This window comes from Candidatus Photobacterium acropomis, assembly GCF_030685555.1.
GTDB classification, from domain to species: Bacteria; Pseudomonadota; Gammaproteobacteria; order Enterobacterales; family Vibrionaceae; genus Photobacterium; species Photobacterium lucens.
This window is the reverse complement of record NZ_CP131609.1, coordinates 501,665-527,466: the sequence shown is the minus strand read 5'-3', so window position 1 is coordinate 527,466 and position 25,802 is coordinate 501,665. Positions and strand designations below refer to the sequence as shown.

Genomic DNA, 25,802 nt, shown 5'->3' with positions numbered 1-25,802 from the left:
GTAGTGAAATACATCGCCTTTTTTTATGGTCTTACTTTTATCAACGATACCGGAATAGCTCAGCTTAAAAGCGTATTTTTACTTATCAACATACACCGCCAAATCATTAGAAAAACTAATATCAAAACACTAGTTTTTTTCATTTTTCACGCTAATAAAAATACCTATAATGGCGCGCATCGAAACACGACCGAATGCCTATATATCTCAGGGTTGGGCGAAGGTTGTACAGTAAAAAACAGCTTAAACTTTATAGGTAATTCCATGACTCGCATCGTAAATAAAATTGTTGCTCTATACACTCCAGCTTTTTCTTCTCTATACAAAAGCGGCAACAACAAGTAAGACATTACACTTCTTACTGAAGAAATGAATTTAGAAAAGGGCTTTGAACAGCAGTTGTTCAAAGCCCTTTTTGCAATAGCTAGATTGATTGTCTCTATACCACTTTCAATATCTGTAGGCTAAGTGGCGAGACTTACCATAAATTACAGGCTTGTGCCTTTGCATTGGCAATGCTGTAGTACTTTCCTTTTAGAATGTAGTGACCATCATTTTTGATCCCTTCGATTTTGACCCATTTATTACGACCAAATCGTGCCTTTACAGGAACGCCTACCGCAAAGCGTTTACCTGATTGGTACTTCGCCACATAGAAAGCATCTCTTACTCTAAAGATATAACCATCGCGACCGCAAATAGCTGCACGTTCAACGCGTCCTTTTTGTCGAGCGCCCCATTCACCCCAATCTCCCCACTTATCTGCTTGTGCAGGAAGAGATGTCATCGCCATTAACCCCAGTAACACGCCAACAACCGCTTTTTTCATGGTAAACCTCAACAAAAAGTAAACTCTTGAGTTTATTTTTATAGTAAGTCAGCACGAAAGAAAACAAATAAAAAACATTGTTTTCTTGTTTATCGAATGAGATCACAATTATTCGCTAGCCGTCATACACATAAAACAAGTGAATATAGTGCTATTTATTCGTGAGTCAGATCACTTATTTCACCCCTAAAATTAACTAAAAGCTAAAACTAGCGTGATCTCCATACTTTTTATAGGTGATTTCTCATCAATAAAGGTGATCAACGTCACCTTTTTACATCTATTAGCTTTTTTTACTTTTTATAACCAACTGATTAAAAACATTTAAGTTCTTTTATCTGCTTTATTTTTGCTCAAGATCTCACTCTTTTTCACTGCGATTTTCTAAGCCAAATAATTCTCGCAAGATGATTACAAGCCTAAACAATTTAATTTTTAAGCCACAAATCAGCCCCAGCCTGAACGCATAGTGCGCTTTATTTAACAAAGGAAATTAAGCATGAAAAAGATTCTAACTCTAAGCATCCTACCTATCGTATTCGCATCAAGTGCATTTGCCGGCTCTTCCTATGTCACAGGTAATGTGCAGTTCCATACCGATGCACAACCTAATGCTACATCTACCCTTGAGGCTGGACATACCTTTGATACAGGCACCACCATTTTGACTGAGTTTGATGGCATCTCTTTAGGTAAATACGACGACGATACGATTCAAGACGCGCGTGAAGGTTATTCCCCTTACATCACATTAGGCATTGAGCAAAGCTACGCGTTTAATGATCATCTATGGGTGGCGATTGGTTATCACCATTTAATCAATAACGGTGAAACGGTACAGGAGCGCCCTTTAGTGAAAATTGGTTATAACTTCGATAATGGCATTTCAATCAGTAACCGAACGCGCTATCACTTTGTGAAAGACGGTGAAGATCAAATTCGTTTTGATAACCGCATTAGCTATAGTGCAACAGAACAGCTCGCACTGAGTTATAACAATGTCTATGTACGAAATGATGGGGATGCTGATAACTCAATGGATCACGAGCTTCGTGCCACTTGGACTCGTCTAGGTGTTCAGCCTTACTTTGAGTATCGCAATCAAGGAAATGGTACCGATAATACTAATAATGCTTTTGTCTTCGGTGCATCTTACGTTTTCTGATCATAACGACATCGTTTTATTCAGACGAAAAAAAACACCGCACAAAGGCGGTGTTTTTAAAATCTTTCAAAGCTTAGTGATGGTGGTGATGATCGTGACCACAGCTACAACTTGGTGCGACGACACTTTGGATCTGCGTTAAGGTAATTTGTTTTAGCAACTCTTCAGTGCTGATGGTATTAAGTAAGTGCATATTCTCTGCATTTACTGCCATCGCATCGTTAATTTCACGCTGCTTGCTAACAACTGCAATCATTTTTTGGCTGATCTCAGCTGGTAATGAAAACTCACGGATCACTTTCATTTCATTACTGCGAGTATCTACCGCCATCATATTTAATGTCAGTGTTGTTGTATCTTCTGCAGGTTGCGCAAAAAATTCATCAGGGATCACGGCTGCATTAAACTGAATATCAAAAGCAAGCTCACCTAATTTCAGTACTACTAAACAGCCGCCATTTTCAGTACTTAATACACCAAACTCAGCACCTGATTGAGATAGTAATTGTTGCTCATCTTCAGTGATGTTTTCTAAACCGATGAATACAACGTTCGTCATATCATTGCGGAACATTTCCAGAACAGCACCATCTCCCGCTGCAAATGGGTGGTTTTCAATAATTTGACCAACGTGAAAATGATTATGATGTTGTTCTGTCATGGCAAACCTCAATAGTTCGATAAAGTCATAATTCAGCTTAGGCGGAAAATACAACATGTCATGTAATGAATTCATTATAACCATTACAAATAGAAATATAATGGCATTAAAAACAAAAACACTATTACTTATTGGTAATAATATTGCAGATATGAAAGCGCGTTAAAAAATAGTGAGAATAAAAACGCAACCACTAGCTATAACAAAAAATGGAGTAACACTATGATATTTATAACCTTAACCGACAGTAAATCTATTTATTAACACTCGATAACGAATAAAAACAAAAAATATCTACATAAGTAACCATTTTTTACTAGCTATCTATTCCATGTTTAGATCAAAAAATGTAATCTCTCTCTCCTTAAATATGAAAAACTAGTGAATAGTTATTCTTATCATACCTATGGGATTCCCCCATTTATTCGGCAGTTTCTATCAGTAGGTTGTAAATCGAGATGCAAGAACAAGCAGCAGCACCACCACCAAAAAGCCCAATTAACAATTGGCTTATGTTCCTGATCCCATCCTTAATTGGTGTGTTCCTATTTATGGCACCGATTAATTTCAATGGTGACATTACAATCCCTATCGCTGTTTTAGCGAAAACCATTCAAGCTCAGTTCGAAAATTCACTGACATCTATTGTGACGGGCGTGATCAGCTTTACTGCGATTATGTCGATCATCACTAAAGTGTTTAAGCCAGGTTTTATTACTCGTAACGGTTTTTTAAATGGCTTACTCAACCCATCACCAATGTGGTTTATCGTGCAACAGCTTGGTGCTATTTTTGCTGTAATGGCTTACTTTAATGTCGGCCCTGAGATGTTCCGCACTGACGCTACCGGTGGTTTGGTATTAAACGATCTGCTACCTGTTCTGTTCTCCGTCTTTATTTTTGCAGGCTTACTGCTGCCACTACTGCTGAATTTTGGTTTGCTGGAATTTTTCGGCACTCTGTTTACTCGCATCATGCGCCCTATTTTTGGTCTTCCAGGGCGCTCATCAGTTAACTGTATTGCATCATGGTTAGGTGATGGCTCGGTAGGTGTACTACTGACCAGTAAACAGTACGAATCAGGTATGTACACTCAACGTGAAGCAGCGATCATTGGTACTACTTTCTCAGCTGTCTCTATCACATTTAGCTTGGTTGTGATTGCGCAAGTTAACCTAGAACACATGTTTGTACCGTTCTACTTAACGGTGTGTTTAGCAGGTTTAGTCGCAGCTGTTATTGTGCCTCGTCTGCCGCCGTTATCACGTAAGAAAGATATCTACATTGATGGCACAAAAGAGAGCAAACACGATGAAAGCGTACCGCAAGGTCACAACGTTATTTCTTACGGTTTAGAACAAGCACTGAAGAAAGCTGCTGAAGTGAAAAGCATTCCTGCGATTGCGTTAGATGGCGTGAAAAACGCAGTCGACATGGTGTTTGGTGTACTACCTGTTGTCATGGCAATTGGTACTATTGCGCTGGTAATTGCAGAGAACACACCACTGTTTGATTACCTTGGCATGCCATTTATTCCGTTCTTAGAATTGCTGCACATTCCTGAAGCGGAAGCAGCGTCAAAGACGATTGTGGTTGGTTTTGCAGATATGTTCTTGCCATCTATTTTGGCATCAACCATTGAAAGTGACATGACCCGTTTCATCATCGCAGCAATGTCAGTCACTCAGCTTATTTACATGTCTGAAATTGGTGCACTGCTTATCGGTAGTAAAGTACCTGTTAAAGCGTGGGAGCTATTTGTAATTTTCATCCTACGTACACTGGTGACTTTACCTGTGATTGCAGGCATGGCACACCTACTGTTTTAAGCAAAGGTACAAACAAAAAGGCGACCAATGGTCGCCTTTTTTTCGTCTAAATATTGAATAAAGATCAAACTTTTGAATTATACCGTATAGCTGATTTTCGTTAGCACTATCACATTTTATAAAATTTAATATTCACCCAAAGTATAAGCAGATTATTGCAATTGCTTTTATCTTTCCTCTCGATAATATGCCGCCAAACACCACCTAACCACTTGTTTTTTATAGGTGTGATTAGGCACAAACTTAATATGCATATTGTTTAAGGATATTAAAAAATGCAATTTAAACTGTCTCTTGTTGCAGCATCCCTTCTTGCTACGCTAACTCTTACTGGCTGTAACGACGATTCATCTTCGACAACTACACAACCAGAAATTGAAAAACCATCTCCAGAGACGGGTACTCCTACACCGGATAATAGCGCAATCACCATCAAAGCTATCGACGGTTACCTAGCAAATGCTGAAATTTGTATTGATCGCAACAACAATAATGCTTGTGATACAGATGAAAAGTTAACGGTTAAAACAGACAAAAACGGTGAAGCAAAAATTAGCAAAGCAGACGCTAAATTCAACATCATCGTATCTGCAAAAGCATCGGTTACAAGTGACTCAGATAAGAGTGGTAAGTTAGGCAACGACTTCCAATACATCGTTTCTGCAAGCGATAACGCTGAAAATAAAACGATTTCTGTAACGCCTTTTACTACAATGGCACACACAAAAAACATCACATTAGAAGCACTGGCTAGCGAGCTAAATCTGCCACTCAACACCATTGCTGGTGATTATGTTGCACAAAAAGAAAATGACGAAAATGCACAAAAAGTGCATGCGATCGCACGTTCAATTACAACAACACTCCCAACCACCATCGCTGCTATCAATGCTGATAAACTCGTTAAAACAACTGCAGACATCAGCAAGATCTTAGATGATAAAATTAATAACAAAGAAGATCTGAACAACATCAACATTGAGTTTGATGAAAAAGGCCAAGCGGTAAGTAAAGAAATTTACACCACGGCAAGTTACTTTGCTGTTGGCGAAGAAATGTGGGCAGTAAGCTTAAATAAAGCATACGCTACCGAAGAAGGTATTGATTACGCAAAAGTTATTTTTGCTAACACACTAGAAATGACACGCTACAATACAAATGAAACATCGACAGGTGAATTTACTATCAATGGTGATGCTATTGTCTCTGATGGTGAAGCAGATACCTTCATCTACATGACTCATGACGTATCATTAGCCGTACCACAAAATGACGGTGATTTAATCCTGTGGAGTAAGAAAGATCTGCGCGATAAAGAAGCCGTTTACGCTGAAACATTTGCCAATAAGACGTTCTTCTACATTGCTGACGATTCAACAAGCTATAATCCAGATCCAATGATGGCAAAAATGCACTTTAATGCTGATAAAGTGACGATTGAAGAAGCTGGTGAATCAATGGAGCTTAGCTGGGCAATCCAAGGTGAAAATCTATTTATCGACTTCCCTGAAGGCGACAACGATATGAACTTTAAGATTATCGCTAAAGATCGCAACTTACTGATCACAGAAGACAGCACAGTTAAAAACATGTTTGGTATGTTTGTCGCTAACGAAGCACTAGCAAAAGATCTACTTACAAAGTGGAAAGCATCAAGCAACTAACAGCAATAGAAAATCAAAAAAGGCGACCATCGGTCGCCTTTTTACTCTCTATATCAGCTATTAACCTTTATAGATTTTCGGGTTAAACACATCACGTAGCCAATCACCTAATAAGTTAATCACCAGCACCAATACCACCAGCACAATGCCAGGGAATGCGGTGATCCACCATTGGCCTGAGAAAATGTATTTAAAGCCAATGCTGATAAGCGAGCCCAGTGATGGCTGATCTACTGGTAAACCTAAACCTAAGAATGACAGTGCCGCTTCTGACATAATGGCATTCGCCACCTGCACCGTTGAAATAACGAGAATAGGTGATAAACAGTTTGGCAGAATATGACGGAACATAATACGTGGCGCTCTAAAGCCCATGACTTTTGCCGCTTCAACATACTCTTTCTTCTTCTCAGCCAGTACTGATGCACGTACGGTACGCGCATACTGTGGCCACTCAGCAATACCAATGATCACCACCAGCATGATCACAGCATATTGAGCATAGGTTTCAGCTCCTAGCGCCGTTCTGAAAATCGCAGAAACAATGATCGCCACCATCATGGTTGAGAACGATAACTGCACATCAGCCACACGCATTAAGAAGCTATCAACGCGTCCACCGAAGTAACCAGCCGTCAAACCAATCACGATACCTAACGTCATCTGCAGTGCAACTGCCAGCAAACCAATGGTTAATGATAAGCGAGCGCCGTAAAGAATAGTGGAGAAAATATCACGCCCTTGATCGTCAGTACCGAGCAGGAAGTTTTCATCACCGTCTTCCATCCAAGAAGGCGGCAATTCTGAATCCATAATGTCGATAGATGACAGATCATAAGGGTTAGTCGGTGCAATAAATGGCGCAAATAATGCCGCCGTAGCAAAACTTAGAAAGACCGCGAAACAAACCATCGCTACCTTGTCTTTCTTAAAATAATACAGAAAATCCGAGTTTTTAAAGCGCTCCCAACGGCTTGGCGCAGCTAGTGTATTACTCATGATTTACTCTCCCTTGCCAGTCAGGTTTACAGTCGGGTTAACCAATCCATAGAGCAAATCAACAATGGTATTAGTTACAACGAAAATCAGTCCTACAAAAATCACGTAAGCCGTAATTAATGGGGTATCGACACGGTTAATCGCATCTAAAAATAGCAGTCCAGTCCCCGGCCATTGGAAAACACTTTCGGTCAAAATGGTATAGGCAATCATGGTACCGATCTGCACCCCGCCAACCGTTAGTACAGGCAGCATGGTGTTCTTCAATGCGTGTTGGTAGTAAACCTTTTTCATCGGTAAGCCTTTGGCTTTGGCAAACTTGATGTATTCAGAGCTCAATACTTCCAGCATTTCTGAACGCACTAAACGAATAAATAGCGGCAGCATAATAGACGCTAACGCCACACATGGCAGAACTAAGTGTTTCAAACCATCAACAGTGAAATAACCTGAATCCCAACCGAAGTAATTGGCAGTTTCACCACGCCCAAACGACGGTAACCAGCCCAGCTCAATAGAGAAGATGTACATCAGCATGATCGCGGTGAGGAAAACAGGAATAGATATACCGATACTACTGAACGCCATAATGGCTTTAGTGAACACACTATTAGGATGGATGGCGGAATAAACCCCAAGCGGAATTGAGACCACAATAATGATCATAGTGGCGCCAAATACCAGCTCAAGCGTTGCCACCAGTTTGTCTAAAATCACCTCAGTGGCGGGCTTTTTAAATGTGTAAGACGTACCTAAGTCGCCTTGCACAGCGTTAGATAAAAATCGGCTATATTTGGTGATAAACGGATCGTTAAGTCCTAAATCATCACGTAATTGTTGTCGTTCAGCTTCTGATACAGATTGCCCCACCAACTCACGTAATGGGTCGCCAAGGTTATCTTGGATGGCAAATGCCACCAAACTGATCACAAACATCACTATCAGTGCCTGATACAGGCGCTTGACCAGAAACGTAAACATTCCCTACCCCTTCTCTTTCTTCCTGAAAAAGTGCCGGAGCAAGCTCCGGCACTGTTGCTTTCATTGCTATTTTACTTACTTCTCATCAACCACAAGATCGCCGAAGTAAGGCATTTCCATTGGGTTTACAATATCAGCAGCGTGAACGTTGGAACGTGCACCCCATGACAGACTCTGCCAATGTAGCGGAACAAATGCTGCTTCGTTATAAAGCGTCGCTTCCACTTTTTGTAGCATTGCTTTACGTTTCGCAGGATCCGTTTCTACGTTCGCTGCCTCCACTAACTTATCGACTTCTGGGTTTGAGTAAAAACCACAGTTGTACTGGCCTTGACCCGTTTCTTCGTTACGCGTCATGGTTAAGAACTCAGTCATGTTGGCAGAATCTTCGGTATCAGCGTGCCAACCAATCATCAGCATATCTGCCGCACACTTATCAAACTCAGGCCAGTATTGCGCTTTTGGCATGGTCTTAAGATCAACCTTAATACCGATCTTCGATAGCATTGCCGCTACAGCTTGTGCCACTTTGGCATCGTTCACATAACGGTTGTTTGGCGCTAGCATGGTTAGGGTAAAGCCATCGGCATAACCCGCTTCTTTCATTAAGGCTTTCGCTTTCTTCACGTCATAACGTGGCACTAGGCTTTCATCATGACCTTGGTAACCCGCAGGGCTTTGTTGACCCGCAGTGGTTGCAAAACCTTTCATGATTTTCTTCACGATACCTTCGTTATTAATTGCATGAACAATCGCTTGGCGCACGCGTACATCTTTCAGTGCCTCATTGCTGTTTTGGTTCATTTGGAAGGTAATGATACGGGTACCCGGTTGCGTCACCAGCTCAACACCATCGGCTTCTTTCAAACGGTTGTGATCATTTGGTGCGACATGGTCAATCATATCGACACCGCCTGATAGCAAGGCAGCTAGACGTGTCGCATCTTCTTTAATTGGCAGCAGTGTTAACTTATCAACGTTACCTTTTGATGCTTTGTCCCAGTAATCAGCGTTACGAGTAAACTCAACCTTTACCCCTTGCTCACGCTCGGTGACGATAAACGGACCAGTACCAGAAAGGTTGGTCGATGCAAATGAGTTACCGTGTTTCGCAATTTCTGCCTTATCTTTACCGTCTGCTGTTTTACCGCTGTAGAATTTGCTGTCCATAGGGAAAATGTAAGTCGCAGTTTGCAGCACCAGTGGATAAGTCCCTTTTGAGATCAGATCAACCGTGTAGTCGTCCACTTTCTTCATTTCCGCATACGGGTCGAAGATCTTTTTAAAGTCAGCAGAGTCTTGCAGACGATTAAACGTCCACACCACATCGTCGGCAGTGAGAGGATTACCAGAATGGAATTTCACCCCTTGGCGCAATTTGAAACGGAAGGTGTGATCATCAAGACGCTCCCAGCTTTGTGCTAGGCGTGGCTCAAATTCCATGTCTTGTGTAAAACGCACAAGAGGATCGAAGACCATATGAGAAAGCTGTAGCGTACCGCCTGATAGTTGCTCATGAGGGTCAAGTGAAACAGGATCTGATGCATAACCTAATTTGATCTCAGCCGCTGTTGCACTAAAACTTAAACCCGCGGCCATTAATGCTACGGCTAATTTACTCTTGATGGTTTTCATTGCATAACTCCTTTATGCACGGGACCTCTCCCGCGAGTTGTTTGTGAAGACGGATTAAGCGCTTTTTAATCCATTTTGACTAATTCCCTTAAACTCAGGCATTAGTGAAATTAAGTGTTGGCTGTACGCATGTTGTGGCGAGGTAAATAACTGCTCGGTTGGCGCCACTTCTAACAAGGTGCCCTTTTGCATCACCCCAATGCGATCACACATCTGGCGGATCACTGGCAAATCGTGGCTAATAAACAACATGGTAAGGTTGAGCTCATCTTGCAGATCTTTTAACAAGTTCAGGATCTGAGCCTGTACTGATACATCGAGTGCAGAAGTTGGCTCATCACAAATCAGCAGACGAGGACGTGTAGCCAACGCGCGAGCAATGGAAATACGTTGACGCTGACCGCCTGAAAACTCGTGTGGATACTTCACCCCAGCGGCACGTCCTAAGCCGACATGATCCAATAAGTCATGTACGATTTGGCGTGTCTGCGCTTCGTTCTCGGTCAGTTTGTGGAAACGAATAGGCTCAGCAATGATGTCGAAAATACGCATCCTTGGGTTCATCGACGTATACGGATTTTGGAATACCATCTGCATTTGACGACGCAACGGACGACGCTCGGACTCACTCTTCAGCGACGTTAAATCAATGCCTTCAAATGTCACTTTGCCTTCATTCGGTGGATATAAACCTGCGATCACGCGGGCAATGGTCGATTTACCTGAACCGGATTCACCTACCAGACCAAAAGTTTCCCCTTCAAAAACTTGAAAGCTCACATCATTGTTGGCTTGCACATATTCACGACGGCTTTCAAACAGTGAATCTTTAGTGATAAAACGCAGGCTTACGTTTTCTACATTTAACAACGCACCTGAATAATCACGTTGCTCTTGGCGTTGACCTAACCAGTGATTTTTCACATCCAGCGGTGGTGTTTCTTCTGCTTTTTCGATGTAACTAACAAGTGGAAAACGCTTTAATTTGATATCAGAGCGCGGCACTGCTGAGATCAAACTTTGAGTATATGGATGCTCTGGACGGTGAAGTACTTGCTCGGTTGTACCAAACTCCACCAGATCGCCGCGATACATCACCGCTACACGATCAGTCACATTCGACACCACGCCCATATCGTGCGTCACCAACATACAGCCGACGTTCTTCTGCACACATAAATCACGGATAAGGGTTAAGATCTGATCTTGAATCGACACATCCAGTGCCGTGGTTGGCTCATCGGCAATGATGAGATCCGGCTCTCCAGCAAGTGCAATCGCAATCACCACACGTTGGCGCATACCACCAGAAAATTGATGTGGATACTGTTTAATACGCAGCTCAGGTTGTGGGATACCTACCTGCTCCATCAAGGTTAACGCACGCTTGTACGCTTCTTGCTGAGTAACTTTTAAGTTGGTTACGATAGTTTCTGTAAGCTGTTGTTCCACCGTAAAGAGTGGGTTTAGCGACGTCATTGGATCTTGGAAAATAAATCCAATTTTGGCACCACGTACCTGACGCATTTGCTCCGGCGTTAGCCCAGAAATTTTGGTTCCATCAAGATACACATCACCACTGGCGATTTGCCCTGGAGGACTTAGCAGATCAATAACGGCATTACCTACCGTCGACTTACCTGCACCAGATTCACCCACCACACCCACAATCTCACCACGCTCAATAGAGAACGACAGTGATTTAACCGCAGCATGTATACCGTGACGGGATGGATATTCTATCCGAAGGTTTTTTACTTCTAGTAAAGCCATGACCGACCCCAATTGCTTGGCAGGCTCCTGCCAATATAAAAACTTGAATCCTTTCCATGCCAGCATAATCAGCTATCAGCATGCTCGCCTATCAATCTGTCAAAAATTTTACACAAAAGCAACATAGCAAAGTAAAAAACTATAACCAACCCAATTAATCGAATAACTATTCATTTTGATTTAGATCAAAAATAACATCCCACTATCAATAAAAAGCTACACTAACAGTCTTTTTAATAAGTAAATTCAATAATATTTAGTAATAAACATAAGTTTCATTAAACAAAATAAAATATATAAATGAATAAAATATCACTTAACTCATCTTTGTTATTTTACATAAATACAACATAATCTAATTAAACTTTAATTTTTAACCTAAAAAACCAATAAATAATCAATAGAGCAGTTTTTAAAACTATACATAGCGATAAGATGCAAAATGTAACACTAAGAAGAAGTAAAAAAATTTAACAGCGACAGGAAGCGCAAAAGATAAATAGAGCTAAACAAGTAGCGGTAGAGGATAAAGAAAATATCTACTTATTAGTGATATAAAAAAGCAATGAGATAGCAGAATAAAGGTAAAACACGTATTTAATACACAGCCATTTTCATTACTAAAAGGAATACCAAAAAGTTCTAAAGAAGGATTAAGATGGCAAGGTTTTCTACAGACGAAAAAAAACCGTATCTTTCGATACGGTTCTTAATAGTCGTCGGCGAAGAGCGAGATTCTAATAGCTGGGAACCCCCGACCCTCTGAGCTATGCACAATAAGCCTGATCTGCATGTACTTTTCTACAGGCGAAAAAAAACCGTATCTTTCGATACGGTTTTCTTAATGGTGGTCGGTGAAGAGGGATTCGAACCCCCGACCCTCTGGTCCCAAACCAGATGCGCTACCAAACTGCGCTATTCACCGACAATGTTTTAGGCTTTTAATGCCAAGGTCTCTTAATAAGATAACCTAAATAATGGGGTGGCTAACGAGGCTTGAACTCGCGACAACCGGAATCACAATCCGGGACTCTACCAACTGAGCTATAGCCACCATTGTAAGTGGTCGGTGAAGAGGGATTCGAACCCCCGACCCTCTGGTCCCAAACCAGATGCGCTACCAAACTGCGCTATTCACCGACTTAATTCTGTGTGCTTGTAAACAAGCGGGCTTTTAAAGCCAGAAAGCTGATAACATCAACTCTCTATAATATGGGGTGGCTAACGAGACTTGAACTCGCGACAACCGGAATCACAATCCGGGACTCTACCAACTGAGCTATAGCCACCATTGTTTTTTACTACCTTCCGCCAATACGACCATTTGGTAATGGTGCGCCCGAAAGGATTCGAACCTTCGGCCTTTGGCTCCGGAGGCCAACGCTCTATCCAGCTGAGCTACGGGCGCCTTGCCCTATCGACGGGGGTGAATATTACGGATCAGAGCGCCTCTCGGCAAGTGTTTTTTTTCATTTTTATTTTACTCGCTGATTTTATGTCCAAATAACTATTGATTCGTATCATACAAATACAGCTCACTAGTTTGATCCTATGTCACAACTCGATATACTAACCAAGAAATAACAATTTGATCATTTTAAAAACATTCGCCGTACTATTTCAACATTAGCCACGAGTGAAGATAACAGCAACTAAAAATACAATTTGGAAGTATAAGGTGAGCACCATGGATTTTTCTTTTCGACACTATTTATTCGCTGCTGTAGCTGCATTCGCCGTTGCTGGTACTGCAGTAGCCACAGACATGTCTGATGAAGCAATTGCTGAGCGTATCAAACCGGTTGGCGCTTTATACCTTGAAGGCGAAGCCCCAGCAGTTGAAGTCGCGGCGGGTCCTCGTAGCGGTGATGCTGTTTACAACACCTTTTGTACAGCATGTCATACCTCTGGTGTGATGGGCGCACCGAAAAAAGGTGTTGCTGGTGATTGGACAGAGCGTCTAGCTAAAGGTAAAGACGTGTTAGCTGATCATGCGATTAATGGTTTTAACGCTATGCCAGCGAAAGGCTCTTGTATGGACTGTAGCGATGAAGAGATCGTTGCTGCTATTGATCACATGATTGCAGGTCTATAAAACAACACCTCCAAACATTATATAAAGAAGAGGGAGCATCATTGATACTCCCTCTTCTATTTAATTCGCTCTATTTACGCTGCGTTACTTCTTATTGAACATTGCACGAATATTAGCGATGTGCGCTTGGCCTTTGTGCATGCGCTCTTCTGCAGTCACTGGCTTACGCTCACTCTCCCACTCCAAATCATCTTGTGGTAATTCATATAAGAAGCGGCTTGGTTCAGGTTTGATTAACTCACCAAACTGACGACGCTCTTTACATAAGGTAAACGTTAACTCACGTTGGGCGCGAGTGATACCTACATAAGCTAAGCGACGCTCTTCATCAACATTGTCTTCATCAATGCTAGTTTGGTGTGGCAAGATCCCTTCTTCAGTACCCACTAAGAATACATAAGGAAACTCCAGACCTTTTGATGCATGCAATGTCATGAGCTGAACTTGATCGGCATCATCATCATCTTCACCACGCTCCATCATGTCACGCAGAGTCAGACGTTGAACCACCTCTTTTAAGGTTTTCTCTTCTTTATCATAGTTATCACCCTCTAAATCAGCCGTGATCCAACTATATAAGTCAGAAACGTTCTTCATTCGCATTTCAGCCGCTTTAGGGCTAGCAGAGGTTTCGTATAACCAATCTTCGTAATGAATATCGCGCACCAGCTGGCGTACCGCTGAAACCGTATCACCACGCTCTGCATTATCTGCGAGCTGGTTGATCCAGTGGGTAAAGCGCTGCAGTGATTCTAAACCACGCCCAGAAAGATGCTGCTCTAATCCCATTTCAAAACTGGCAGCAAACAAGCTCTTACCGCGCATGTTGGCGTAAGTACCGAGCTTTTCTAGTGTCACAGGGCCTATCTCACGGCGTGGAGTATTCACGATACGTAAGAACGCATTGTCATCATCAAGGTTTGTCAAAAGACGTAAGTACGCCATGATGTCTTTGATCTCTGAGCGAGAGAAGAACGACGTACCGCCTGAGATCTTATAAGGAATACGGTTTTGCATCAGCGACTTTTCAAATAAGCGTGACTGATGGTTACCACGGTATAAGATCGCATAGTCTTTATAAGCGGTGTTATTCATGAAGCGATGCGCAATCAATTCACCGACAACTTTCTCAGCTTCATGCTCTTCATTCTTAGCGGTAATGACTTTTAACATCGCACCGTCAGGAATTTCAGAAAACAACGCTTTTTCAAACAAGTGCGGGTTGTTGGCAATCAAGATATTCGCAGTACGCAGTATACGACTGGTTGAGCGATAATTTTGCTCCAGCTTGATCACTTTTAAGCTTGGAAAGTCTTTGTTGAGCAAGGCCAAGTTTTCAGGCTGTGCACCACGCCATGAATAAATCGACTGATCATCATCACCCACCACAGTAAAGCGAGAACGCTCACCCACTAGCAATTTCACAAACAAGTACTGGCTGGTGTTGGTATCTTGATACTCATCCACCAGCAAGTAACGAATACGGTTTTGCCAATGCTTACGTACTTCTTCGTTATCACGTAGCAGCAATACTGGCATCAAAATCAAATCATCAAAATCCAGCGCGTTATACGCCTTCATTTGTCGCTGATACATCTCATAGCAATGGGCAAATAACTGATCGCGTTCACTACGAGCACGAGCAGCAGCGTCTGCTGGCGACAACATGTCATTTTTCCAATTAGAAATCGATGACAGCAGAAGCTTGAGTAAATCTTTATCGCCTTCCAGTTCGTCTTCCGTCAGCTCTTTAAGCAGTGCCATTTGGTCTTGATCATCAAACAACGAAAAACTGGCTTTTAAACCCAGATGCTTATATTCACGACGAATGATGTTGAGACCTAAGGTGTGGAAGGTCGATACCATTAATCCTTTGGCTTCTTGGCGACCTAAGGTTTGCCCTACACGCTCTTTCATTTCACGTGCGGCTTTATTGGTAAAGGTCAACGCTGCAATATTTCGTGCTTTGTAATCACACTTTTGTACAAGATACGCAATCTTATTCGTGATCACACGGGTTTTACCCGAGCCAGCACCAGCTAGCACCAAGCAGGGTCCAGAGACGTATTTTACTGCTTCTGTTTGCCTTGGGTTCAGTTTCATTCGTTATCCTGACACTCATTTGTAAAAAGTGCATGTTAATGCATTTTATATATAGGGTTATTCAATATATGAATAATAAAACCCAAACCAATCACTAATAATCATATCAATTGGTTAACAATTCTTTTTAAGCATAATTCCGTTCACCGTACCTTTTAAATAAAAGGTGGGGTTTTTATGCGAAAAATAACCGTTTTATCTTTAAACGGCTATCATAGGTTACAAAATATGTAATTAGTGGTTACTCTATTGTAAATTCAATAATTTGAATATTTCACGTTAAGTTATATCGCTTAAAATTTAGGAGTTTTCATGCGGAAAATCGCAAAATTGGCCATGGTTGTCAGTATGGCACTATGGGTATCAGCTTGTGATCAAAATGCAGCAGATCCCTCTGCTCAACAAGCAGCAAAAAGTATTCCTGTTGGTACCATTGCTATCACATCGCACCCACAAGAAATCCGCGTGGAGCTACCTGGTCGAAGCAAAGCTTACCTTGAGGCAGAAGTACGTCCTCAGGTTTCAGGCATCATTACCGATCGTGGCTTTACTGAAGGTCGTGACGTTAAAAAAGGTCAGTCTCTTTATAATATCGACTCTGCCAGTTACAACGCTGCTTACTTAAGCGCAAAAGCGGAATTAGCGAAAGCACAAGCAACATTAGATTCAGCGAAAGCACTGGCTATCCGTAGTAAAAAACTAGTAGAACGCGGTGCGATCAGCAAGCAAACCTACGATGATAACCAAGCAGCTTACAAAGTGGCTATCGCTAGCCTTGAAGTAGCTAAAGCGAACGTCAATAAAGCTAAGATTGATCTCGATTATACCAAAGTTAAAGCGCCAATTTCAGGTCGTATTGGTCAATCTTCTGTAACGCCTGGTGCATTGGTCAATGCGGGGCAATCGCAAGTATTAGCTACTATTCAACAGCTAGATCCTATCAACATTGATATCGCCCAATCGAGTGCACAACTTCTACGTTTAAAAGCAGCATTAAAGCAAGGTCAGCTTCAAGCAAGTCAGAATGCTGATGTTGAATTGATCTTAGAAGACGGTACGGTTTATCAACACCACGGTGTGCTGCAATTTGCGGAAGTGAACGTCGATCCAAACACTGGCTCTGTCACGTTACGTGCAGAATTTCCAAACCCAGAAGGGATCTTACTGCCGGGTATGTACGTACGCGCAGTACTAAATACAGGTACCGATCCAAAAGCCATCATGGTGCCGCAAAAAGCGGTAACGCGTAATAGTAAAGGTCAAGCAACCGTCATGGTCGTTAACGCTGAGAACAAAGTAGAGTCTCGCACTGTGACAACTGCGCAGGTGATTGATAACCAATGGCGTATTACTGATGGCTTAAAAGATGGCGACCAAGTGATTGTCGATGGCCTACAAAAAGTGCGTCCGGGTGCTTTAGTGAAGCCAACCCTAGCTAACAATTCGCAACCTCAAAAGTAGAGATAAGATATGGCTCGTTTCTTTATCGATCGCCCTATTTTTGCTTGGGTGATCGCGATAATCGTGATGCTTGCCGGGGTACTGTCAATTATCAAATTGCCAGTGTCTCAGTATCCAAGTATCGCACCGCCGACCGTGGTGATCAGCGCTAACTACCCTGGCGCAAACGCAAAAACCATGGAAGACACAGTGACACAGGTGATCGAGCAGCGCATGACAGGTATCGACCACCTGCGTTACTTATCATCCACCAGTGATAGCTTTGGTAATACCCAAATTACCCTAACCTTTAACGCGGAAGCAGATCCTGATATTGCTCAGGTTCAGGTGCAGAATAAACTGCAAGCCGCTCTACCATTGCTACCAATGGAAGTGCAGCAGCAAGGTGTAAAGGTTAACAAAGCTAGCTCATCATTCTTAATGGTTGTCGGCTTCTATTCTGAAGATGGCTCAATGGATAAGAACGATATTTCGGACTACATCAGTTCGAACGTTGCCGATCCAATGAGCCGTGTAGCAGGCGTGGGTGAAATCACCACCTTTGGTGCTCAGTACGCAATGCGTATATGGTTAGATCCGCTAAAACTGACCAAATACAACCTGACCAGTATTGATGTGATTGCAGCAATCAAAGAGCAAAATGCCCAGATCTCAGCAGGCCAACTGGGTGCTTCACCATCAATGCCAGGCCAAGAGCTTAACGCCACAGTATCAGCGCAAAGCCGCTTGCAAACCCCTGAAGAGTTTAAAAACATCATTGTTAAATCAGACTCAGCAGGTGCAACCGTACGTCTAGGTGATGTGGCGCGCGTTGAACTAGGTGCAGAAGATTACTCCGTACAAGTGTTCTACAACGGCAAACCTGCCAGTGGTTTAGGTATTAAGCTAGCAACAGGTGCTAACGCCCTTGCGACAGCAGAAGCAGTAAAAGCCAAAGTAGAAGAATTAAAACCTTTCTTCCCAGAAGGGCTAACTGCTGTTTACCCGTACGACACGACGCCATTCGTTGAAAAATCAATTGAAGGGGTTGTTCATACGCTGTTTGAAGCTGTAATACTGGTATTTCTTATCATGTACCTGTTCTTACAGAACTTCCGTGCAACCTTGATCCCAACCATTGCAGTCCCTGTTGTTTTATTAGGTACCTTTGCGGTGCTTTCGATGGCAGGGTTTTCTATCAACACCCTAACCATGTTTGCAATGGTACTTGCCATCGGCTTGCTAGTTGATGATGCCATCGTGGTGGTAGAGAACGTTGAACGTGTCATGCATGAAGAAGGCTTAAGTGCCGTTGAAGCAACACGAAAATCAATGGATCAAATCACTGGTGCACTGGTCGGTATCGCCTTAACGCTATCTGCGGTATTCGTACCAATGGCATTTATGTCGGGCTCTACCGGTGTGATCTACCGTCAGTTCTCGATAACCATTGTAACGGCAATGTCACTGTCAGTATTGGTTGCGGTGATCTTAACGCCAGCCCTTTGTGCGACCATGCTAAAACCGGTTGAACATGGTGAGAAGAAAGGTTTCTTCGGTTGGTTTAACCGCACGTTTGATAACTTAACCTCACGTTATGAAGCAAGCGTTGCGGCAATGATCAAACGCTCTATTCGCGTCATGTTGATCTTCCTTGGCCTAACCGTTGCTGTAGGTTGGATGTTCAACAAAATGCCAACGTCATTCCTACCAGATGAAGATCAGGGGATCTTGTTTAGCCAAGCTATCTTGCCGGTAAACTCTACCCAAGAGCAAACCCAAGAAGTGATGGATAAAGTCTCTGATTTCTACCTCAATGATGAAAAAGACACCGTAGCAAGTGTGTTTAGCGTATCTGGCTTTAGTTTCGCTGGTAGTGGTCAGAACATGGGTATGGCATTTATCAGCTTAAAAGATTGGTCAGATCGCCAATTACCGGGCATGGATGTGAAATCGGTCGTAGCTCGTTCGATGGCATACTTCCAGCAGATCAAAAATGCCATGGTGTTCTCGTTTGCCCCACCAGCGGTTGTTGAGCTAGGTACGGCAAGTGGTTTTGATTTCTATCTCCAAGATAGAAGTGGTCAAGGCCACGATAAACTGATCGCCGCTCGTAACCAGTTACTCGGCATGACAGCACAAAATCCGAACCTTGTCGGTGTACGTCCGAATGGTCAGGAAGATGCGCCGATGTACCAAATCAATGTTGACCAAGCGAAGATCCGCGCACTGGGTATTGATATTCAATCAGTAAACCAAGTGCTAGGGACTGCTTGGGGTAGTTCGTACGTTAATGACTTCATCGACCGTGGACGTGTTAAGAAAGTCTTCGTTCAAGGTGATGCAGAATACCGTATGAAGCCTACCGACTTAGATACTTGGTATGTACGTAATAACCAAGGTGAAATGGTACCCTTCTCTGCCTTTGCAACCGGTGAATGGAAATACGCATCACCTCGTCTAGAGCGTTTCAACGCCACACCTGCGGTTAACATCCAAGGTGGCGTAGTGCCAGGTTACAGTACAGGTCAGGCAATGCTTGATATTGAAGAGATGGTAAAACAATTACCACCGGGCTTTGGTATCGAATGGAACGGCTTATCTTATGAAGAACGACTATCAGGTAACCAAGCACCAATGCTGTATGCATTGTCTATCTTGGTGGTATTCCTGGTACTTGCAGCCCTTTATGAAAGCTGGTCTGTACCATTTGCTGTCGTGCTGGTTGTACCGCTAGGTATTATCGGTGCTCTACTGGCAATGAACGGTCGTGGTATGCCTAACGACGTATTCTTCCAAGTAGGTCTATTAACCACCGTTGGCTTAGCAACTAAGAACGCCATCTTGATTGTAGAATTTGCCAAAGAATACTACGAAAAAGGCGCAGGACTAGTAGAAGCAACACTGCATGCTGTGCGTGTGCGTTTACGTCCGATCATCATGACATCCCTTGCCTTCGGTTTAGGTGTTGTGCCATTGGCAATAAGCTCTGGTGTAGGTTCAGGTGGTAAGAATGCCATTGGTACTGCAGTACTCGGTGGTATGTTAAGTTCTACCTTCTTAGGTATCTTCTTTATTCCGATTTTCTTCGTCGTGGTTGAACGTATTTTCAGTCGCAAAAAGAAGAAAAATGCAGAAGAAAATAAAGAGTCATTAACTGAACAACACTAATAAGTGAAGTGAAACAATTAATAAGCGCATACCTCAGGTATGCGCTTTTTTTTGCTTAGTTATTTAGCACGACTTCTATACTTATAACATTAAGGCAATAAACAAAAAGCACTTATTTGCTAAAAGCATAAACAACCACAATAAAATAAAAAATATAGTTCAAAAGTCTAATTTAAAACTTGCGCATCAAGGATGACAATCTACAATAATGAACGATCGTTCATTCATTTCACATCCAAATATAATTGCCATTATGAATGAGAAAAAACAACGTATATTGGCAGCAGCAGAAAAGCTTCTCGCAGAATTCGGCTTTCATGGTCTTTCGATGCAAATGGTCGCAAAAGAAGCCAACGTCGCCGCAGGTACGATTTACCGTTACTTTAACGATAAAGAAGACCTACTCAACCAATTACATGATCACATTTTAAGTTATATCGCAGCACAGATAAGTCACAACATTGTTGATAGCATGCCGATCAAGCAACGTTATCGCACCATGTGGCTTAACTTATGGCACATGACAATCAATGGTGATGCCCCGTTAATCATTCGGGGACAGTTCCAAAGCCTGCCATGCCGAAATAAACAAGATCAAAAGCGCTTAAGCCAGAAACTCTTTTCTCCCGTTGCAACTATGTTTAATGATGGAAAAGCGTGTGGCTTATTTAAGGATCTCGATAACGAGGTACTAAGCGTATTAAGTCTTGAAACGAGTTGTAATTTAGCTCGTCGGCAAATTAATCGTAGGTTAGAGATCAGTGATGACGAAATTGAAGCCGTTATCAATGCCTCTTGGGACGCTATCACTCTGCATTAATATCGCTAAACCGGAGCAAACCTAACAATGAAAAAGTGGATAGTAGTGTTACTTCTCGTCCTCCTGTTATTTGGGAGTGTCATTGGTTTCAACTTATTCAAACAGAAGAAAATTGCTGAATACATGGCAAACATGCCAGAGCCAAACTACCCAGTAACTTCGGTTACGACGAAGGGCGAGAACTGGTACCCTGCGATCCAAGCCATTGGTTTCATCGAGCCCGTTCAAGGTGTGACGCTAACGTCTGAAGCATCAGGTGTTATCAGCAAAATCGCTTTTGAATCAGGTCAACGTGTTAAAGCGGGTCAAGAGTTGGTATCGATCAACTCCAATGTTGAAGTCGCAAGCCTGCAAAGTACCAAAGCTAAACTGCCTGCGGTTGAAGCGACGTACAAACGCTACCAAGATCTTTACCGTAAAGGCTCAGTGTCTAAATCTAACCTTGATGAAGCACAAGCAAACTACCGTGCCCTTGTTGCTCAAATTAAATCGTTAGAAGAGTCAATTCAACGTCGTGATATCGTTGCACCGTTTGATGGTGAAGTAGGTCTACGTAACGTTTACCTTGGTCAATACATTCAACCAGGTACACAAATCGTACGCCTAGAAGATACCCGTACCATGCGTTTTCGTTTCACCGTACCGCAAACCGATATTTCTAAGATCCAAATCGGTCAAACGGTAGATATCAATGTTGACGCTTACCAAGACATCGATTTCAAAGGCCAAATCACAGCAATCGAGCCTGCGGTTAACGCGCAAACGGGTTTAGTACAAGTTCAAGCCGATATCCCTAACAGTGGCGGTAAGCTACGTAGCGGTATGTTTGCTCGTGCACGTGTGATCCTGCCAACCATTAGCGATCAAATTATCGTGCCACAAACAGCGATCACCTACACCCTATACGGTGACACGGTTTACGTACTAAAAGAAGTTGATGGCAAATTACGTGCTATTCAAACAGTGGTGACCACAGGTCAAAACCACGGTAACAAAGTGCGCATTCTTTCAGGCATTAAAGCTGGCGAGCAAATCGTTACCACAGGTCAAATTCGTCTAAGTAACAAATCGCTAGTGCATGTTGTTGAAAATGATGCACTTAAAGCTCCAGCAGTAACACCACTGCTGTAATTGGAGAACTCTCGTTATGCGCTTTACTGATATTTTTATCAGACGCCCCGTCCTCGCAATTTCGATCAGCTTACTGATCGCATTGCTTGGCTTTCAGGCGATATTCAAAATGCAGGTTCGACAGTATCCAGAAATGACCAACACCGTAGTAACGGTCAGTACCGCATACTATGGTGCCAGTGCAGATCTGATGCAGGGCTTTATTACTCAGCCCTTAGAACAGGCCATTGCCCAAGCCGATAATATTGACTACATCACCGCACAAAGTACGCTGGGGATGTCGACAATCACGGTACAAATGAAACTGAATACCAATCCGAACGCAGCCTTGGCTGACGTTTTGGCGAAGGTAAACTCGGTTCGTTCGCAGTTACCAACAGAAACCCAAGATCCAACCATCACCCTATCAACCGGTGGTGATACGGGTGTGCTTTACTTAGGTTTCACCAGTAAGAGCTTGAACTCTAGTCAGATCACTGACTACATCGAGCGTGTGGTTAAGCCGCAGCTATTTACGGTTAACGGCGTATCGAAAGTTGATATGTACGGTGGTGTTCCTTACGCGCTACGTGTTTGGTTAGATCCACAGAAAATGGCGGCATTTAACCTATCAGCAAGCGATGTTATTCAAGTCCTAAAGGCGAATAACTACCAATCTGCGGTAGGTCAGGTGAACAATGACTTTGTACTCTACAACGGTAGTGCAGATACCCAGTCAAACAGCCCTGAAACACTAGAAAAGCTGGTTGTAACCAGTAAAGATGGTCAAGTGACCCGTCTTGGTGATATCGCGAAAGTCACACTATCAAAAAGTAGTGATAGCTACCGCGCAACAGCAAATGGTCAAGAAGCCGTGGTAGCTGCAATTCAAGCAGCACCAAGTGCGAACCCAATTAACATCGCAGCCGATGTTATTAAACTGCTCCCAACCATTGAGCGTAACATGCCAAGCACCATCAAGATGACGGTGATGTACGACTCAACGATTGCGATCAACGACTCTATTCATGAGGTAATTAAAACTATCCTTGAAGCAGCGGTGATTGTATTGGTGGTGATCGCGCTATTTATCGGCTCACTACGTTCTGTGCTGATCCCTATCATCACTATTCCACTATCACTTGTTGGTGTGGCGCTGGTGATGCAGCTATTTGGCTTCTCGTGGAACTTGATGACGCTACTGGCGATGGTACTTGCCATCGGTCTGGTAGTAGATGACGCCATCGTGGTACTTGAAAACGTTGAGCGTCATATGAAGATGGGAGAAAGCCCTTTCCGTGCTGCCATTATTGGTACTCGTGAAATCGCGATTCCAGTTATCTCCATGACTATCGCGCTAGGTGCAGTATACGCGCCAATCGCATTAATGGGCGGCTTAACTGGCTCGCTATTTAAAGAGTTTGCATTAACACTAGCGGGTGCCGTATTTATCTCAGGGATCATCGCACTGACATTATCACCGATGATGTGTGCGCACTTCCTAAAAGAAAATGCTGCTCCAAATAAATTCGAACAAGCCGTACACCGCTTCTTAGATCGCCTAACGCTACGTTACGAGAAAATGCTAGGCGGCATCATGAACATGCGCCCTGTGGTTATCGTGTTTGCGGTATGTGCATTCGCAAGTCTGCCATTCTTGTTCAAATTTATTCCAAGTGAACTGGCTCCTGCTGAAGATAATGGCGTAGTGGTATTCCAAGGTAATGCGCCATCAAACGCAAACTTGGACTTCATTGAAGACACTATGAACCAAGTCAACAAGGTACTAACAGAGCAAAAGAGCGTGGAATACGCGCAGGTATTCTCAGGTATTCCTGCTGCCAACCAAGCGTTTGGTCTAGCGACCTTGAAACCTTGGAGTGAGCGTACTGAAAGCCAAGCAGAAGTGGCTAATGACGTAGCGAAGAAAATCAAAGACATTCCTCAAATGTCGGTTGCTGCGTTCCAAATGCCAAGCTTGCCAGGTGCGGGCGGCGGCTTCCCTGTTCAGTTCGTGATCACCACTCCGAACAACTTTAAGAGCTTGTTCCAAGTGGCTTCTGAGATGCTAACGAAAGTGAAAGATAACCCGATGTTTGTTTACTCGGATCTGAACTTGAAGTACGACTCAGCTGACATGAAGATCAATATCAACAAAGACAAAGCAGGCGCTTACGGTGTGACGATGCAATCTATCGGTAACACACTAAGTACCATGTTGGCAGGCGGTGACATTAACCGCGTTGATATCTTAGGTCGTTCATACAAGGTGATCCCACAAGTTGAACGTAAGAACCGTTTCAATCCAAACGATTTAAACAACTACTACGTGAAAACCAATACAGGCGATCTGATCCCACTAGGTAGCTTAGTAACCATCAAGGTGACATCAACACCACCAACGTTACCAAGCTTTAACCAACAAAACGCAGCAACCATCAGTGGCGTATTAGCCCCTGGTACATCAATTGGTGATGCGGTGAGTTGGTTAAATACGGAAGCGGCGAAAGTACTGCCTAAAGGTTATAGCTACAACTACCTAGGCGAGAGCCGTCAGTACGTAACAGAAGGTAATGCACTATACGCAACCTTTGGTTTAGCATTGGCTGTTATCTTCCTCGTATTGGCTATTCAGTTTGAATCGCTACGTGATCCACTGGTTATTCTAGTGTCGGTTCCTCTGGCTATTTGTGGTGCGTTGATCGCACTGGCATGGGGTGCAACGACCTTGAATATCTACTCGCAGATAGGTCTTATCACCCTGATAGGCTTGATCACTAAACACGGTATCTTGATTTGTGAGGTGGCAAAAGAAGAGCAGCTATTCCACGGTAAGAATCGCTTAGAAGCGGTCATGGAAGCCGCGAAGATCCGTCTTCGTCCAATCCTAATGACCACATGTGCGATGATTGCAGGTCTGATCCCACTACTTTACGCATCAGGCGCAGGTGCTGCCTCTCGCTTTAGTATTGGTATTGTTATCGTTGCAGGTCTTTCAATTGGTACGCTATTTACCTTGTTTGTTCTGCCAGTTATCTATACATTCCTAGCAAGCGAACACAAACCGCTACCTGTTTTCGTTGAAGATGACGATGCGACAGATAGCCATTTCTAAGTAAATAGAGAAATGTAAAAAGGGCGCTGGAATTTCCGCGCCCTTTTATTTTACGATTACAATAACAGAATAAAGATTCTCGCAACGGAGTAAGCGAATCATGTTTGATCCAAAAAAGCTTGAGCAAGTAGCTAAGCAAATTCAAGACGCGATGCCACAGCCAGTTAAAGATCTAGGCAACGACGTTGAGCAAAAAGTACGTCAGGTGATCCAATCACAGTTGGGTAAACTAGATGTTGTTAACCGTGAAGAGTTTGAAGTACAAACTCAAGTGCTACTACGCACACGTCAAAAGCTAAACGAGCTAGAGCACAAAATGGCAGAGCTTGAAGCGAAACTGTCTGCTGAAGACAAAAGCGACAACGCATAATCGGTTATTCCAGATACTAAAAAGCCCGGTATTCACCGGGCT

At 43.0% G+C, this 25,802-nt stretch carries 18 protein-coding genes and 5 tRNA genes; 11 read left to right on the top strand and 12 right to left on the bottom strand.

All coding sequences use genetic code 11. The features are described from left to right. Nucleotides 1-3 precede the first annotated feature (3 nt). The gene (locus Q7657_RS09065; RefSeq protein WP_498827384.1) at nucleotides 4-345 is read left to right on the top strand and encodes a hypothetical protein; all 342 of its coding nucleotides are present in this window, start codon (nucleotides 4-6) and stop codon (nucleotides 343-345) included. Between the two features lie 133 nt (nucleotides 346-478). On the opposite strand, the gene Q7657_RS09060 is transcribed toward Q7657_RS09065, so the two are convergent. Continuing rightward, on the bottom strand, nucleotides 479-829 hold the full coding sequence (locus tag Q7657_RS09060; RefSeq protein ID WP_053987379.1) for a hypothetical protein: 351 nt from the start codon (nucleotides 827-829) through the stop codon (nucleotides 479-481). A 499-nt stretch (nucleotides 830-1,328) separates the two neighbouring features. Between Q7657_RS09060 and Q7657_RS09055 the strand changes: the two genes are divergently transcribed. Then, nucleotides 1,329-1,994: an oligogalacturonate-specific porin KdgM family protein gene (locus Q7657_RS09055; protein ID WP_008988269.1), complete on the top strand. Its 666-nt coding sequence runs from the start codon at nucleotides 1,329-1,331 to the stop codon at nucleotides 1,992-1,994. Between the two features lie 73 nt (nucleotides 1,995-2,067). Here Q7657_RS09055 and Q7657_RS09050 read toward each other — a convergent pair whose 3' ends face one another. Further along, a complete protein-coding gene (locus Q7657_RS09050) occupies nucleotides 2,068-2,655 on the bottom strand; it encodes a hypothetical protein (RefSeq protein WP_107166769.1) in 588 nt (195 codons plus the stop codon). 458 nt (nucleotides 2,656-3,113) lie between these two features. On the opposite strand from Q7657_RS09050, the gene Q7657_RS09045 reads away from it, so the two are divergent. Together Q7657_RS09045 and Q7657_RS09040 are read left to right on the top strand one after the other, a co-directional pair. Continuing rightward, entirely contained in the window at nucleotides 3,114-4,484 is a 1,371-nt protein-coding gene (locus tag Q7657_RS09045) for a YjiH family protein (RefSeq protein ID WP_498827383.1), read from the top strand. A gap of 275 nt (nucleotides 4,485-4,759) precedes the next feature. Beyond that, nucleotides 4,760-6,148 carry a hypothetical protein gene (locus Q7657_RS09040; protein ID WP_107166771.1) on the top strand — a complete coding sequence of 463 codons (1,389 nt, stop codon included), beginning with the start codon at nucleotides 4,760-4,762 and terminating at the stop codon, nucleotides 6,146-6,148. 60 nt (nucleotides 6,149-6,208) lie between these two features. On the opposite strand, the gene Q7657_RS09035 is transcribed toward Q7657_RS09040, so the two are convergent. The 9 genes from Q7657_RS09035 to Q7657_RS08995 all read right to left on the bottom strand — a co-directional run bounded on the left by Q7657_RS09035 (nucleotide 6,209) and on the right by Q7657_RS08995 (nucleotide 12,944). After that, the gene (locus tag Q7657_RS09035) at nucleotides 6,209-7,147 is read right to left on the bottom strand and encodes an ABC transporter permease (protein ID WP_008988274.1); all 939 of its coding nucleotides are present in this window, start codon (nucleotides 7,145-7,147) and stop codon (nucleotides 6,209-6,211) included. Nucleotides 7,148-7,150: 3 nt separating this feature from the next. After that, the gene (locus tag Q7657_RS09030) at nucleotides 7,151-8,128 is read right to left on the bottom strand and encodes an ABC transporter permease (protein WP_042117391.1); all 978 of its coding nucleotides are present in this window, start codon (nucleotides 8,126-8,128) and stop codon (nucleotides 7,151-7,153) included. 75 nt (nucleotides 8,129-8,203) lie between these two features. Further along, entirely contained in the window at nucleotides 8,204-9,763 is a 1,560-nt protein-coding gene (locus Q7657_RS09025; RefSeq protein WP_107166772.1) for an ABC transporter substrate-binding protein, read from the bottom strand. Nucleotides 9,764-9,817: 54 nt separating this feature from the next. Continuing rightward, nucleotides 9,818-11,536 (bottom strand): dipeptide ABC transporter ATP-binding protein, encoded by a 1,719-nt coding sequence (locus Q7657_RS09020; RefSeq protein ID WP_053987525.1) that lies wholly within the window; start codon nucleotides 11,534-11,536, stop codon nucleotides 9,818-9,820. Nucleotides 11,537-12,384: 848 nt separating this feature from the next. Further along, nucleotides 12,385-12,461: transfer RNA gene (locus Q7657_RS09015), tRNA-Pro, on the bottom strand. Between the two features lie 53 nt (nucleotides 12,462-12,514). Continuing rightward, nucleotides 12,515-12,590 (bottom strand) — tRNA-His (locus tag Q7657_RS09010). Between the two features lie 9 nt (nucleotides 12,591-12,599). Next, nucleotides 12,600-12,676 (bottom strand) — tRNA-Pro (locus tag Q7657_RS09005). 73 nt (nucleotides 12,677-12,749) lie between these two features. Beyond that, nucleotides 12,750-12,825, bottom strand: a tRNA-His gene (locus Q7657_RS09000). Between the two features lie 42 nt (nucleotides 12,826-12,867). Continuing rightward, a tRNA-Arg gene (locus tag Q7657_RS08995) sits at nucleotides 12,868-12,944 on the bottom strand. A gap of 279 nt (nucleotides 12,945-13,223) precedes the next feature. Between Q7657_RS08995 and Q7657_RS08990 the strand changes: the two genes are divergently transcribed. Next, nucleotides 13,224-13,631 (top strand): c-type cytochrome, encoded by a 408-nt coding sequence (locus Q7657_RS08990; RefSeq protein ID WP_053987374.1) that lies wholly within the window; start codon nucleotides 13,224-13,226, stop codon nucleotides 13,629-13,631. Between the two features lie 84 nt (nucleotides 13,632-13,715). On the opposite strand, the gene rep is transcribed toward Q7657_RS08990, so the two are convergent. Further along, the gene (gene rep / locus Q7657_RS08985; RefSeq protein WP_008988280.1) at nucleotides 13,716-15,734 is read right to left on the bottom strand and encodes a DNA helicase Rep; all 2,019 of its coding nucleotides are present in this window, start codon (nucleotides 15,732-15,734) and stop codon (nucleotides 13,716-13,718) included. A gap of 312 nt (nucleotides 15,735-16,046) precedes the next feature. Between rep and Q7657_RS08980 the strand changes: the two genes are divergently transcribed. The 6 genes from Q7657_RS08980 to ubiK all read left to right on the top strand — a co-directional run bounded on the left by Q7657_RS08980 (nucleotide 16,047) and on the right by ubiK (nucleotide 25,760). Further along, a complete protein-coding gene (locus Q7657_RS08980; RefSeq protein ID WP_107166773.1) occupies nucleotides 16,047-17,195 on the top strand; it encodes an efflux RND transporter periplasmic adaptor subunit in 1,149 nt (382 codons plus the stop codon). 9 nt (nucleotides 17,196-17,204) lie between these two features. Next, entirely contained in the window at nucleotides 17,205-20,345 is a 3,141-nt protein-coding gene (locus Q7657_RS08975) for an efflux RND transporter permease subunit (protein ID WP_107166774.1), read from the top strand. Nucleotides 20,346-20,553: 208 nt separating this feature from the next. Further along, on the top strand, nucleotides 20,554-21,165 hold the full coding sequence (locus Q7657_RS08970) for a TetR/AcrR family transcriptional regulator (RefSeq protein WP_107166775.1): 612 nt from the start codon (nucleotides 20,554-20,556) through the stop codon (nucleotides 21,163-21,165). 27 nt (nucleotides 21,166-21,192) lie between these two features. Next, nucleotides 21,193-22,296 (top strand): efflux RND transporter periplasmic adaptor subunit, encoded by a 1,104-nt coding sequence (locus Q7657_RS08965; RefSeq protein WP_107166776.1) that lies wholly within the window; start codon nucleotides 21,193-21,195, stop codon nucleotides 22,294-22,296. Nucleotides 22,297-22,312: 16 nt separating this feature from the next. Further along, on the top strand, nucleotides 22,313-25,390 hold the full coding sequence (locus Q7657_RS08960) for a multidrug efflux RND transporter permease subunit (protein ID WP_053987369.1): 3,078 nt from the start codon (nucleotides 22,313-22,315) through the stop codon (nucleotides 25,388-25,390). 100 nt (nucleotides 25,391-25,490) lie between these two features. After that, entirely contained in the window at nucleotides 25,491-25,760 is a 270-nt protein-coding gene (gene ubiK, locus Q7657_RS08955) for a ubiquinone biosynthesis accessory factor UbiK (RefSeq protein ID WP_008988286.1), read from the top strand. Nucleotides 25,761-25,802 lie beyond the last annotated feature (42 nt).

What these genes read in the sequence shown, in the direction of transcription:
- Q7657_RS09055 (WP_008988269.1), top strand. Translation starts at nt 1,329, where the DNA reads ATGAAAAAGATTCTAACTCTAAGCATCCTACCTATCGTATTCGCATCA.
- Q7657_RS09035 (WP_008988274.1), bottom strand. Translation starts at nt 7,147, where the DNA reads ATGAGTAATACACTAGCTGCGCCAAGCCGTTGGGAGCGCTTTAAAAAC.
- Q7657_RS08990 (WP_053987374.1), top strand. Translation starts at nt 13,224, where the DNA reads ATGGATTTTTCTTTTCGACACTATTTATTCGCTGCTGTAGCTGCATTC.
- Q7657_RS09045 (WP_498827383.1), top strand. Translation starts at nt 3,114, where the DNA reads ATGCAAGAACAAGCAGCAGCACCACCACCAAAAAGCCCAATTAACAAT.
- Q7657_RS08960 (WP_053987369.1), top strand. Translation starts at nt 22,313, where the DNA reads ATGCGCTTTACTGATATTTTTATCAGACGCCCCGTCCTCGCAATTTCG.
- Q7657_RS09030 (WP_042117391.1), bottom strand. Translation starts at nt 8,128, where the DNA reads ATGTTTACGTTTCTGGTCAAGCGCCTGTATCAGGCACTGATAGTGATG.
- Q7657_RS08980 (WP_107166773.1), top strand. Translation starts at nt 16,047, where the DNA reads ATGCGGAAAATCGCAAAATTGGCCATGGTTGTCAGTATGGCACTATGG.
- ubiK (WP_008988286.1), top strand. Translation starts at nt 25,491, where the DNA reads ATGTTTGATCCAAAAAAGCTTGAGCAAGTAGCTAAGCAAATTCAAGAC.
- Q7657_RS09025 (WP_107166772.1), bottom strand. Translation starts at nt 9,763, where the DNA reads ATGAAAACCATCAAGAGTAAATTAGCCGTAGCATTAATGGCCGCGGGT.
- Q7657_RS08975 (WP_107166774.1), top strand. Translation starts at nt 17,205, where the DNA reads ATGGCTCGTTTCTTTATCGATCGCCCTATTTTTGCTTGGGTGATCGCG.
- Q7657_RS09060 (WP_053987379.1), bottom strand. Translation starts at nt 829, where the DNA reads ATGAAAAAAGCGGTTGTTGGCGTGTTACTGGGGTTAATGGCGATGACA.
- Q7657_RS09050 (WP_107166769.1), bottom strand. Translation starts at nt 2,655, where the DNA reads ATGACAGAACAACATCATAATCATTTTCACGTTGGTCAAATTATTGAA.
- rep (WP_008988280.1), bottom strand. Translation starts at nt 15,734, where the DNA reads ATGAAACTGAACCCAAGGCAAACAGAAGCAGTAAAATACGTCTCTGGA.
- Q7657_RS09020 (WP_053987525.1), bottom strand. Translation starts at nt 11,536, where the DNA reads ATGGCTTTACTAGAAGTAAAAAACCTTCGGATAGAATATCCATCCCGT.
- Q7657_RS08965 (WP_107166776.1), top strand. Translation starts at nt 21,193, where the DNA reads ATGAAAAAGTGGATAGTAGTGTTACTTCTCGTCCTCCTGTTATTTGGG.
- Q7657_RS09040 (WP_107166771.1), top strand. Translation starts at nt 4,760, where the DNA reads ATGCAATTTAAACTGTCTCTTGTTGCAGCATCCCTTCTTGCTACGCTA.
- Q7657_RS08970 (WP_107166775.1), top strand. Translation starts at nt 20,554, where the DNA reads ATGAACGATCGTTCATTCATTTCACATCCAAATATAATTGCCATTATG.